Source organism: Butyricimonas faecihominis (genome assembly GCF_033096445.1).
GTDB classification, from domain to species: domain Bacteria; phylum Bacteroidota; class Bacteroidia; order Bacteroidales; family Marinifilaceae; genus Butyricimonas; species Butyricimonas faecihominis.
This window is the reverse complement of sequence record NZ_AP028155.1, coordinates 1-12,398: the sequence shown is the minus strand read 5'-3', so window position 1 is coordinate 12,398 and position 12,398 is coordinate 1. Positions and strand designations below refer to the sequence as shown.

Sequence of the window (12,398 nt, the reverse complement as noted above, 5' to 3'; positions counted from 1 at the left end):
TTTTAAATTTTAGATTTTAGATTGAGAAATTCCTCTTTTGCTATTCGTCGGCCCTCTTGGTCAGAAACGATATAATCTTCCAAGGTAGGTTGGACAATATAACTCACTTTTTCCATCGTTCGTTCAATCACGTCAGACATGGCCGTGAAAGAAATTTCATCCTTCAGGAAGGCAGCCACCATAATTTCATTGGCCGCATTTAACACGCAGGGGGCATTCCCTCCACGATTCATGGCCTCGTAAGCCAATCCCAGATTTCGGAAGGTCGTTATATCCGGTTTTTCAAACGTGAGATCGGAATAAATACCAAAATCCAAACGCGGTATCTCCGAATGTACCCGCTCCGGGTAAGTCAGTGCATACTGAATCGGCAAACGCATATCCGGAACTCCCAACTGTGCTTTTATATTTCCATCCTGAAACTGAACCATCGAGTGAACAACGGATTGCGGGTGTACTAACACCTCTATTTGTGAAGGTTTTACCCCAAACAACCACTTTGCCTCGATCGCCTCGAAACCTTTGTTCATCATGGACGCAGAATCAATGGTAACCTTTGCCCCCATGCTCCAGTTCGGATGTTTTAATGCCTGTGCTGCCGTTACGGACTTCAAATATTCATAATCCCGTCCCCGGAAAGGTCCCCCGGATGCCGTTAATAATATCTTCTCCACCGGGTTGTTGTGTTCGCCCACCAAACACTGGAATATAGCCGAGTGTTCGGAATCCACGGGTAATATTCCCACCTTGTATTCCTCAACCAACCGGTTAATTAAATCTCCGGCAACAACTAAGGTTTCCTTATTGGCCAGAGCGATCGTCTTACCCGCCTTGATCGCGTTGATCGTGGGTAACAACCCGCTATACCCAACCATGGCAGTAACGACCACATCAATCGTGGATGTTTGCACGACTTGAGCAATAGCTTCGCTCCCGGCATATACCTTTATATCCTCGTCCTTCAATAACTCGGTTAACTCGGAATATTTTGATTCATTTCCGATCACAACCATGTTAGGCTTGAACTTTCTGGCTTGTCGTGCCAGTAATTCCACCTGATTATTTGCCGTGAGAACCTCTACATTAAACCGTTCCGGATTAGCGTCAATCACCTGCAATGTCTGCGTTCCAATTGACCCGGTAGATCCCAATATTGCTATATTTTTCATTTCAAAACAATCTCCAAAACCACTATTTACGAATCATTTAAACTTAATGAAGGTTTCCGGATTCAATGCTTTTCCCGCTTGCCACAACTCGAAATGTAAATGCGGTCCGGTTGTTTCTTCGCCCGTGTTCCCTACCACTGCAATCGCCTCTCCCGCACGGACAAAATCTCCCTGCTTTTTCAACAATACCGAATTATGCTTATATACTGAAACCAGATTTCCATTATGCTGTACTTGAATCACGTAACCCGTCTTAATTGTCCAATCCGTGAAAATGACCACGCCATCCAACACGGACAAAACATTTGAATTTTGCTTAGCCACCAAATCCACCCCGTAATGACGAGTCGTTTCATCAAAATGATTGGTTACCACTCCATCCAATGGTGAGAAGAAATGATAAAAATCATCATCGGAAGAACTGACATGCCCAAGGGTTAAATTGTATTTTTCTTCTTTTTCCACGATTTCCCGAAAACCGGCCTCTTCTTCCGACATACCTAACATCGAAGTATCATAGGTTACCTTTACATTCTGCTGCATCGACACGAAACTCGTCGTGTCCAAGTTTTCGTCTCTCAAAATAGTTTGTATGGAATGAAGAAAACGATCCTTCTTCTGCACTTCATTTAATAGGGAATCAACCCGTAGAGCGTTTTGTGTAATCTGACGTCTCAACTGTTGGCTCGGGTAACCCGGGATGAATTCCCGCAAATTTGTGAATGCAATCAACATGATAGTCAATATAATCAAGACAACGGCCAATGTACTTAATGCCGTGAGAACGTGTAACGGAGAGAGCCGAAGGTGCATCACCTCCTCGTAAGTTGACTCGTTAAATATCGTCAACTTATAGCGGTTCCTCAGCTTATTCCAATATTTTCGTTTTTTACTGCTCATCCAATTATTTTTAGCCTTCAAAAATAGTATAAAAATCCAACTTTCCCAGCCAGAGAATTCATAAACTTTATCGGGGCAATTGAAAAGAGTTTAGAATGAAAAAGATTTTATAATTGTCGATTGAACGATTAAGTGATTGAAAAGAGCGTTGAATTGAGGGCAGGAATCACTGAGCCGGAAATCATAAATCAAAAAATGGATCAGTTCTTGAATCAATTCGTGGTTTTGATAATCTCCGGGTATTGATAGATTCGCAAGTTAAAATAAGGAATCACGGCTAACAGATGATCGAATATATCGGATTGAACCTTCTCGTAGGCTACCCATTCTTGAATCCGGGAAAAACAATACACCTCCAGAGGAATACCTGTTGCCGTCGGTTGTAATTGCCGGACCATGTATGTCATATCCATATTCAAATCGGGATTGGCTTCCAGCCTGCGTACCGCATACTGTCTAAATACACCTAAATTCGTCAACTTCCGTTCATCCAACACGGCAGATGTCCCTTTATTTTGTTCGTCCAACTTCGGCAACATATCTTCAATATACCCTTTCAAGACATTCGATTTACGTAAAGTATCGATTTCCTCATCCGAAAGGAAATGAACGGAAAGCATATCTATATTAATATAGCGCATAATCCGACGACCGGCAGACTCCTGCATTCCCCGCCAATTCGTGAAAGAAGCGGACACTAACTGATAGGTGGGAATCGTCGTGATCGTCATATCCCAATTTTGTACTTTCACGGTATACAAGTTGATCTCCAACACCGTCCCGTTGGCATTATTGCTCGGCATCACGATCCAGTCCCCGATACGCACCATCTGATTGGCCAGTAATTGAACTCCTGCCACAAAACCTAATATCGCATCTTTGAATATCAACATTAAAACCGCAGCAAACGCCCCCAACCCGACCAGTAAATTACGGGGGGACTCCCCGATAAACTCGCTGACGATTGTAATGATAATAGCTGAAATCACGAAAATTTTAATCACCTGCACGAAAACTTTTATCGGACGATCTTTTGCGATCGGGTACGAATCGTAGATTCGGTTTATTGCATCCAGCACTGCAACAATCACGAAACCGGCAACCACAAGTATCCAAGCCACGATAAACCGATGAAAAAGTTCTACATGCTGCCACTTCCCGTACACGATTTTAAAAGCAAAATCTATAAATATCGGTGGTATCAGATTAAATATTTTTTGAAAAACACGCTCCTCGAAAAAAATATCATCCCATTTGGTTTTCGTACGACGCACCATTCCCCCGATCACCCGGGTTATTCCCTTGCGTAAAAAGAAGGTAAATAAAAAAGCGATCAGACAAATGACCACGATCTGCAAAAGGACCTCGACAGCCGAGGCCGTGGAAGGATCTTTAATACCCAAATTCAACCAAGAAAACCATTTGTTAATATCTATTTTCAACAGCATCATATCTTTCCCAAACTTTTACAGGCGTATACGATAAACCACCGGATAAGTTAAACCCCATTAACAACGAATCGTTCTAAATAATCTAAAAACCCTTCTATTTTTCCCTATTTTCACACTTAACCCCTAAATTAACGTTAAAGAATTAACGTATCAGAACAAAATTACTTACACTTTGCTATATTTGCAGACACAAACATTAAAACATTAAAATAATTCGTATGGCAAAAAAATTATTAATCGTGTGTGCTTTATTGGCATTGATCAGCACTAGCCTGTTCGCCCAATATGACATGAAGGCACCACTTCCCATGGATCCGAACGTTCGCATCGGGAAACTAGCTAATGGATTGACTTATTACATCCGCCATAACGCGGAACCCAAAGAACGAGCCAGTTTTTACATCATCCAAAACGTGGGAGCTATCCTAGAAAATGATGATCAGGACGGTTTAGCTCACTTTTTGGAACACATGGCATTCAACGGGACCAAGCATTTCCCGGGAAGAAAAGGTATTACCAACATGTTGGAAAAACATGGTGTTGAATTCGGAAGAAACGTGAATGCTTACACGGCACAAGACGAGACTGTTTACAATATCAGCGAGGTTCCTACAACCAATCCTGATTTATTAGATACTTGTCTACTCGTACTTCACGACTGGTCACATTATCTTTTATTAGTCGATGACGAAATCGATGGCGAAAGAGGAGTTATCTCGGAAGAATGGAGAACCAGAAGAACCCCGAGTTTCCGTATCCGTGCCCAAATCATGCCGGTATTACTGAAAGACTCTAAATACGCGAAAAGAGATGTTATCGGTAACTTGGACATTATCAAGAATTTCAAATACCAGACCCTTCGTGATTATTATCACAAATGGTATCGTCCGGACTTGCAAGCTATCGCTGTTGTCGGTGATTTCGATGTAGACCAGATGGAGAAAAAAGTAAAAGAATTATTCTCCAAAATCCCGACTCCGGTGAATCCGGCTGTGAGAGAAGAGTTCACGGTTAACCCTCACGACGATATTTACTTCGTATGCGCAACGGACAAAGAAGTAACTCAATCGTCTGTCAGCGTGTATATCAAATACCCCTCTACCCCGAAAGAAGAAAAGAATCATGAATACCTGAAAAATGGAATTCTTCAATCCTTCTACAACACCATGTTGGGACAACGTGTTTCTGAATTACTTCAAAAAGGCAATCCTCCTTTCATTAACGCACAAGCCGGATTCGGCGGCGGTATCGTAAGAGGATGGAGTACCTATATGATCTCTGCTACAGCAAAACCGAATGAAGAAGCAGCAGCACTGGAAGCTATCTATCGTGAAAACGAAAGAATAAAGAAATTCGGTTTCACGGAAGGCGAGCTTGAAAGAGCAAAAACCAACATGCTAGTAGGCTTGGAATCTGCTTACAAACAAAAAGACAAAACTACCTCCGAAGATTATATCGGTGAAATGCAATCTAACTTCCTTGATGGAGAACCTATCGTAGATTTCGATTACTATTACAATTTTGCCAAAGCTATTATCCCGACCATCACCGTGGATGAAGTTTCAGCTTTAGCTAAAAAACACCTTAACCGGAAAAACATGGTGATCGTGGCACAAGGCCCGTCTGAAGGAGTTAAACACATCACGAAAGAAGAAGCCATCGCCGTGTTGGACAAAGTTGAAAGCTCTAACTTAGAGCCTTATAAAGACCAAGTAACAGAGGCATCTTTAATCAACGAGGACTTGAAAGGTTCCAAGATCATCGCTACCAAAAAATTACCGCAATTCGATGCCGAAGAGTGGACTTTGGAAAATGGAGCAAAAGTGGTATTCCGCAAAGCAGACTACGAAAAAGACCAAGTACAAGTAAGTTCTTACAGTAAGGGAGGTACTTCATTATATGGTATCGACAAATTAGCATCTGCCCAAGTCACAGATCAATTTATCGGGGCTTACGGATTAGGAGACTATGACGCAATAACCTTGAGAAAATTATTAACCGGGAAACAAGCCCAAGCCGGTGTTAACATTGGCGGTCTTTCAGAATCAGTCGGTGGTGCATCTACTCCGAATGATTTCGAAACCTTGATGCAGCTGATCTACTTGCGTTTCGAGAAACCTCGTTTCGACAAAGAAGTACACAATACCATGATGCAACGTAACTACGCTGCCATCGAGAACTCAGCCAACAATCCTCAAAAGATTATGCAAGACTCTGTTAGCATGATCATGAGCAATTATAGCCCGAGAACATTGTTATTCGGTAAAGAATTTTTAGATAAAGTTAGTATTGAACAAATCGAGGAGATCTACCGCGACCGTATCAAAGACATCAGCGACTTTACATTCTTCATCGTGGGTAACATCGATGCAGAAACCGTAAAACCGTTGGTTGAAAAATACTTGGGATCTGTAAAATCTTACAACCGGAAAGAAAATTGGGTGGATAACAAAGTGAGAGGACCGAAAGGAAGAACTGAAAAAGTTATTGAACTGGATCTGACTACTCCGAAGGCAACTGTAATCACCAGTTTCTCTAAAGAGATGAAAACAAGCATTCACGACAATCTTTGCTTGAATATCTTGAGAGGCGTACTGGATCAAAGATACATGACCAATATCCGTGAAAAAGAAGGTGGTACCTATGGTGTAGCCGTTCAACCGAGTTCTTCTAAAGAACCGTACGAAAGCTACAGCATGAGCATGAGCTTTGATTGCGATCCGGATAAAGCAGAACACTTGAAATCATTAATCTATGCTGAAATCGACAAATTAATGAAGGAAGGCCCGACCCAAGAAGAGATCGACAAAGTAACTACTATCCTGAAGAAAAATAATGAACAAAGCAAACCTCATAATGCATATTGGATGAATGCAATTCAAACTTATTATCTTCGTGGAATTGATGTAACAGACCCGAAAAACTTCGATAACATTATTGACAAGATCACAACAAAAGACGTGAAGAAATTCACCCAGAAATTATTCAAGGGAGCCGATGTTGTTGATATGATCTTCCAACCGAAATCAAAATAAAATTAGGTTGCAATTTATATAAAAGGAAACGTCCGGGAGTAATTCCCGGGCGTTTTTCATTCATACAAAATTTCATCAAGTGATAAGTTCGAATTACTCCTCTCCCACTACTCCATCTCCCTTAAATTTAAATTGCTTAGCCACCCTAAAAATAACTTTTTGAGTTTCCGGGTATAAAACAACTTTTTGGGTTGAAAGAACATATCGATGACGAACAGCACATTTTTTCACGTTGAAAGATCCAAAACCCGCTAACCCCACATGCCCCTCTTCTTTTAGCCCTTCTAACATCGTATTGAAAATTTCATCAAATACCATCGTCACATCTTTTTGTGACATGCCATTTTTTTTGGCCACAATTTTAACTATTTTTCTCTTGTCCATATCTAATTATAATATGATTTTTCCTCACATGATAAATACTGACTAACGTCAATTCAACATTTATGCCTAACAAAGTTAGAGATTAAAAGATAAAACACAACATTTTTCATCCAAAATACAACAATATAGCAAATATTATTACAAAACACGCTTCCATCACACCTATTTAACCGACAATTCAGCTTTTGGGGAATCACTTAAATAATCTATACTGAATCATTTACCAATACTTGTTTAAGGGAAGAAGACTATGTAACTTTGTATGAAAACAATGAAAGGGAAAAATAGAATAAATCTCCAGAATATGAAAAAGGAAACAAAAACAATTCGTTTGATCTATCCCCAATGGCAAGGTGCCAATATCGTGAAATTGATTACAGAGGTCGAAAATCCCGATGATGCCTCAAGGGGATATGTCTTGGGGGCACAACTCTTAAATTTCCTTGCCCCGAGCAATGGTCAAGAAACATTAACGGTTCCCGTTTCGACTGAAATCACAGATCGGAAGGTAACAGACGGAGTCCTCGACCGGGATATTATAGTCCGTCAAACAAGAGCTGCATTAAGCATACTACAAGTCAGTAATCCCGATAAAATCGTAACACTTGGCGGAGAATGCTCGGCCAGTGTCGTTCCCTTTACCTATCTGGCGCAAAAATACAAGAATGATGTTGCCCTAGTTTGGATTGATGCACATCCGGACATCACGCTCCCCGGAGACATCTATCCCGGATTTCACGCCATGGCCGTAACCGCCTGCATGGGGCATGGAGATGCCAAAATCCTAGCGGAATTACCCACCCGATTTACCCCATCAAACATATTATTTGTGGGGTTACGCAACTGGGAACGTGAAGAAATCAAAGAACGACAAAAGCAATACGGAATAAAACATCTCACGCCCAAAGATGTTGCACAAAACAGTGATGCGATCAAAACTTGGTTGAAATCATGCGGAGCGTCGAAAGTCGTTATCCATTTTGATATGGATGTACTTGATCCTGCCGAAATCATCGCTGCTGTTGGTACAGACCCCGATGGGATGAAAATGGAAGAAGTCATTCGGGTAATAAAGGACATTGCTGCAGAAAAAGAATTAGTAGGCTTGACAATTGCGGAACCTATGCCTCGCACGGCAATCAGGATCAAAAATATGTTACATCAATTACCCCTATTACAATAAAGGATAAACCACAAAATTTCATTTCAAAATAACGACCATCCCTGTCGGGAGAAGCTAAAAAATGAATCTGTAACTTGTAGCCTGTAACTCGCCGAAGGCGAACATTCGTCCATAATACACCGTGTAGTTTCCTAAAATTGGTTTACTAGATTTGACATTCAATAAATTGTACAAAGCATTTTCAATTCTATTTTCTGTTACAAGTTTACTTCAAAAAACTGTAATTCCTGTAATAGTTTTACTTTTTTATTGGCATCCCGGGAATTCCCGGGATGCCAATAACACTTGGCGTCAATACATGACCCTGGCGAATAACTCTTTTTTATCGCGGTGTGCCTGGTCCGGAACTTTCAACCCGATAGCCATGTGTGGTCTTCTGGTGTTGTATATCCCGATGATTCTCTCCACTTGCATTCTCGCCTGGTCAATATCTCTCAAGACCATATCGTTTAACCATTCCCGTTTCAAAATCCCGTTCACTCTCTCGGCGATACCGTTATCGTAAGGGGAGCCATCTTGTGTCACGCTGACTTGAATACCGTGTTCTTTCAATATCCCGGTGTACAGCGAGGAGCAGTATTGCCCACCCCGATCCGAGTGATGAACAAGCTTATCGCTAAAGTTGGGAGGTAGCGTTGCCAACGCCCGGCACAACGCCTTCACGGGACCGGACGAGTCCAGGGTGGGGTGAACTTCCCACCCCGTGATCCGCCGGGAATAAGCGTCGGTTACCAGCGAGAGATACACGAAACCGGCACTCGTTGACAGGTACGTGATATCACTGACCCATACCTGGTTGGGGCGGGTAACTCGAAGCCCTTTCACCAGGTTCGGGTACTGGCGATGCCACGCCCGGGAATCCGTCGTGATGACCCGGTACTTCTTCTGTTTTATCATTAAATCGTGAAGGTGAAGTAAACGATAAAGCCAATCCCGACCGACGGGAAGCCCGTTAGACCCCAGCATGTTCCACAATTTATTAACCCCGAGGTTAGGCATGTCACGGCGAATATCCTGGACGATGGAAAGAACGTAACGCTCGCGTTCCTCGCCTCCACGATCGGCACGGAGGCTCTTGTAATAAGCCTGCTTGCTGTAGCCAAGGGAATTGCAAAGGTGTTCCGTCACGGCTTTACCTCCCCGCTCTTTTTGTCTCTCGACAATCCCGCTAATAGCATCTCCTCGTAGTTTTTTTTTACATCAACATGCAGGCGTTCCCTGGCTAACTCTAGCATTAACTCGTAAGCTTCCACTAGTATTTTCTGTTTCTCTACTTCCTGACGTAAAGACTCCAGCTCGGCGCGTTCTTGATCGGTCATCGGGTATAACATTTTGTAATTACGCGAAGATAAACGTTTGTGTTGTTCTTCCGATAAAACGCGAGATTTATACTTGTGTAGCCAAACGTGAAAAGTCGAGGGTTTGACCTCGTACTTGGCTAGAACTTCCGCGTAACCCATTTCATTGATTATTCGATCTCGTACCGCTGATAATTTCGTCTTCACGGCGTAATAACGACGACGAACAGGGGGAAAATTTAATTCTGACATTGGTTTACTAAGTTTACTGTAAACTTTTTTCAGGACAATACACCGGGGTTAGGCTAGCGATGGGCTATGACAAATACCAAGCAGGAACATAGCAAGAACATAGCAAGAACAATCTCCAGTGTACTTGCTATGTACCTACAGTGAAAATAACGTGTTCTTGTCCCAACCCATCGGCGGACAAAGTGTAGCCCGCAAGATAACCATAAGCGGCCAAATGATAGATGCTCCGAATTCAAAAGAAATATATCAAAAGTCTTAACGGGGCATTCCGGGTATATCACGATAAAAAGAGCATCCATGGGGGCTAAAGTATTCTTTTTATCTTGTCTTTTTTTTGTAAAAAATCCTTTTGTCCTTTGGAAATTCGAATAGAATACCTATCTTTGCAACCGCAATTGAGAAACACAATTGAAGGATTCAGTAGCTCAGCCGGTAGAGCACAACACTTTTAATGTTGGGGTCCTGGGTTCGAGTCCCAGCTGGATCACAATCTGAATGACAATCCGCTATAATAAACGAATTATAGCGGATCCTTTTTTATACACCAATGTATACTCCCAAAGGGAGGGGCAAATGAAATTCGCTATTCTTCGATACTCAAAGACTCGATCTTCAACAAACGTTCTCTAAGACGAGGCATATCTTTCTGTCTGATAGACAAAGTCATCTCACATTCCATCTCAAAATTTCGGGATAAAATGTCCGGTTCTTCTTCTTTCAATACTTTCATCACGTCATTCATCACGACATAAGTAAAACGCACGTGAATAACTTCATCTACCGTACGCTCCACGATCTCTGCATGATTGATCGCATCGGCGGCAGCTTCTTTATAGGCTTGAATCAAACCGGATACCCCTAACTTAATTCCCCCGAAATACCGGATCACCACGATAAGCACGTTGGACAAGTCATTGGAAATAATCTGTCCGAGGATGGGTTTACCCGCCGTAGAAGAAGGCTCCCCGTCATCATTCGCCCGGAAACGCTCCCGGTTTGCCCCTAGGCAATAAGCATAACAATGGTGTCGGGCATCATAATACTTCGTCTTAAGCCCGGTAACAATATCTTTAATCTCTTCTTCGGATTTTACGGGATAAATAAAAGAAATAAAGCGACTACCTTTTTCCTTGTACAGGCCTTCGGCAATCGCATTTACGGTTCTATATTTATCCTCCTCCATAAAGGAACGTGATAATTAGTTACGGCAATAAAGTTTCTTTTGGAGTTCCTCCACTTGAGCCTTAAAAGCACGATCGGTCTCCATCAAATCGGTAACAGCCTTACAAGCATACAACACGGTTGTGTGATCCTTCTTACCAATTTGTTTACCAATGTATGCCAACGATGCATTCGTGTAAGTCTTGCTGAAATACATGGCCAGCTGACGAGCCTGAACAACTTCCCGTTTTCTCGTCTTCTCTTGTAACATTTCGGGAGCCATGTTAAAATGATTACAAACAACCTGCTGAATATGTTCCACGGTCAACTCGACTTTCTGATTCTTCACCATTTTACCCAAAATATCCTTTACCACATCAACCGTCAGATCTTTATGGTTAAATGTAGCCTGGGCCAGCAAAGAAATCATTGCTCCTTCCAATTCCCGCACGTTATTACTTACATATTTACAGATATATTCCAATACCTCATCCGAGAAGTCAATACCATCTTTATGCGCCTTAAAACGAGCAATTTCCATACGAGTCTCAAAATCAGGAGCTTTTATCTCGGCAGACAATCCCCAACGGAAACGGGAAAGTAAACGTTCTTCCAAACCACTCAATTCAGCCGGTGAACGATCGGATGTCAAGATCAATTGTTTTCCCGATTGATGCAAGTGATTAAATATATGGAAGAATGTATTCTGCGTGGCAGTCTTTCCGGCCAACTCATGAATATCATCCAGAATCAACACGTCAATTAACTGATAGAAATGTAAGAAATCATTTATCTCATTTTTGCGTACGGCTTCCGTAAATTGAGTCTGGAAAACATTCGTGGTCACGTACAACACGACCTTGTTGGGATAATTTTGTTTTACCTCCATACCGATAGCTTGAGCCAAATGAGTTTTCCCCAATCCGGATCCACCATATATTAACAAGGGATTAAAAGCCGTACCTCCCGGATTTTGTGCAATAGCCACGGCAGCAGACTTTGCCAAACGATTACAACTTCCCTCGATATAACTGTCCAACGTGTAAGAAGGATTCAATTGAGGGTCTATCTGCAAACGATTATTATTACGCTCAAAAGGATTTTTAGGGGCAACACTATCCGGTTTACCATTCACGTATACCGTGTTTGGTTCCACCTTTTTCATGTTATTGGAAGGCATCGTTACGGAGAGAGGGTCACGAGGATGGCTCTCTTCTACTATAACCGAATATTCAAGTTTTGCATTCGGACCAATAGCGGTACGAACAGCCTTTCTCAATATATCCACAAAATGCTCTTCCAAACATTCATAAACATATTGACTCGGCACCTGAATTGTCAACACATCATCTTTGAAACTCAATGCACGAATCGGTGCAAACCAAGTTTTAAACGTTCTTGGCAACACCTGCTCCTTGATTAAGTCTAGACATTCCGACCAAACACTTTTACAATCCCTTTTCATTTATCTATTATTTATATCCCTATCTCATTTCTAGGAAATGGAATGCTAAATTCGAAAAAAAATCTTGGAAAAAAAATGATACTTTCACTTGTTTTTTATC

General features: G+C 41.8%; 10 protein-coding genes and 1 tRNA gene. 3 read left to right on the top strand and 8 right to left on the bottom strand.

The annotated features are described in order from the left end of the window. Positions 1 to 2 precede the first annotated feature (2 nt). The 3 genes from R8806_RS00055 to R8806_RS00045 all read right to left on the bottom strand — a co-directional run bounded on the left by R8806_RS00055 (position 3) and on the right by R8806_RS00045 (position 3,517). Positions 3 to 1,169 carry a 1-deoxy-D-xylulose-5-phosphate reductoisomerase gene (locus R8806_RS00055; RefSeq protein ID WP_124317924.1) on the bottom strand — a complete coding sequence of 389 codons (1,167 nt, stop codon included), beginning with the start codon at positions 1,167 to 1,169 and terminating at the stop codon, positions 3 to 5. A gap of 33 nt (positions 1,170 to 1,202) precedes the next feature. After that, positions 1,203 to 2,069, bottom strand: a complete 867-nt coding sequence (locus R8806_RS00050; RefSeq protein ID WP_087421751.1) for a M23 family metallopeptidase — start codon at positions 2,067 to 2,069, stop codon at positions 1,203 to 1,205. 212 nt (positions 2,070 to 2,281) lie between these two features. Next, positions 2,282 to 3,517, bottom strand: a complete 1,236-nt coding sequence (locus R8806_RS00045) for a mechanosensitive ion channel family protein (protein ID WP_124317927.1) — start codon at positions 3,515 to 3,517, stop codon at positions 2,282 to 2,284. 221 nt (positions 3,518 to 3,738) lie between these two features. Here R8806_RS00045 and R8806_RS00040 point away from each other — a divergent pair, with 221 nt between their 5' ends. Further along, the gene (locus R8806_RS00040; protein ID WP_124318066.1) at positions 3,739 to 6,555 is read left to right on the top strand and encodes a M16 family metallopeptidase; all 2,817 of its coding nucleotides are present in this window, start codon (positions 3,739 to 3,741) and stop codon (positions 6,553 to 6,555) included. 93 nt (positions 6,556 to 6,648) lie between these two features. Here the strand turns inward: R8806_RS00040 and R8806_RS00035 are convergent, their stop codons facing one another. Beyond that, positions 6,649 to 6,939, bottom strand: coding sequence for an HU family DNA-binding protein (locus tag R8806_RS00035; protein WP_124318065.1), 291 nt, complete (start codon positions 6,937 to 6,939; stop codon positions 6,649 to 6,651). 262 nt (positions 6,940 to 7,201) lie between these two features. On the opposite strand from R8806_RS00035, the gene R8806_RS00030 reads away from it, so the two are divergent. Then, entirely contained in the window at positions 7,202 to 8,122 is a 921-nt protein-coding gene (locus tag R8806_RS00030; protein WP_373289761.1) for an arginase family protein, read from the top strand. 291 nt (positions 8,123 to 8,413) lie between these two features. Here R8806_RS00030 and R8806_RS00025 read toward each other — a convergent pair whose 3' ends face one another. Next, positions 8,414 to 9,250: an IS3 family transposase gene (locus tag R8806_RS00025; RefSeq protein WP_164720063.1), complete on the bottom strand. Its 837-nt coding sequence runs from the start codon at positions 9,248 to 9,250 to the stop codon at positions 8,414 to 8,416. Beyond that, the gene (locus R8806_RS00020) at positions 9,247 to 9,672 is read right to left on the bottom strand and encodes a hypothetical protein (protein ID WP_124318325.1); all 426 of its coding nucleotides are present in this window, start codon (positions 9,670 to 9,672) and stop codon (positions 9,247 to 9,249) included. The genes R8806_RS00025 and R8806_RS00020 overlap by 4 nt, the downstream gene beginning before the upstream one ends. A gap of 414 nt (positions 9,673 to 10,086) precedes the next feature. Between R8806_RS00020 and R8806_RS00015 the strand changes: the two genes are divergently transcribed. Next, positions 10,087 to 10,159 (top strand) — tRNA-Lys (locus tag R8806_RS00015). Between the two features lie 96 nt (positions 10,160 to 10,255). Here the strand turns inward: R8806_RS00015 and R8806_RS00010 are convergent. Both R8806_RS00010 and dnaA read right to left on the bottom strand, forming a co-directional pair. Beyond that, positions 10,256 to 10,855: an IMPACT family protein gene (locus R8806_RS00010; protein ID WP_124317948.1), complete on the bottom strand. Its 600-nt coding sequence runs from the start codon at positions 10,853 to 10,855 to the stop codon at positions 10,256 to 10,258. Between the two features lie 15 nt (positions 10,856 to 10,870). Beyond that, entirely contained in the window at positions 10,871 to 12,298 is a 1,428-nt protein-coding gene (gene dnaA / locus R8806_RS00005; RefSeq protein ID WP_124317949.1) for a chromosomal replication initiator protein DnaA, read from the bottom strand. Positions 12,299 to 12,398 lie beyond the last annotated feature (100 nt).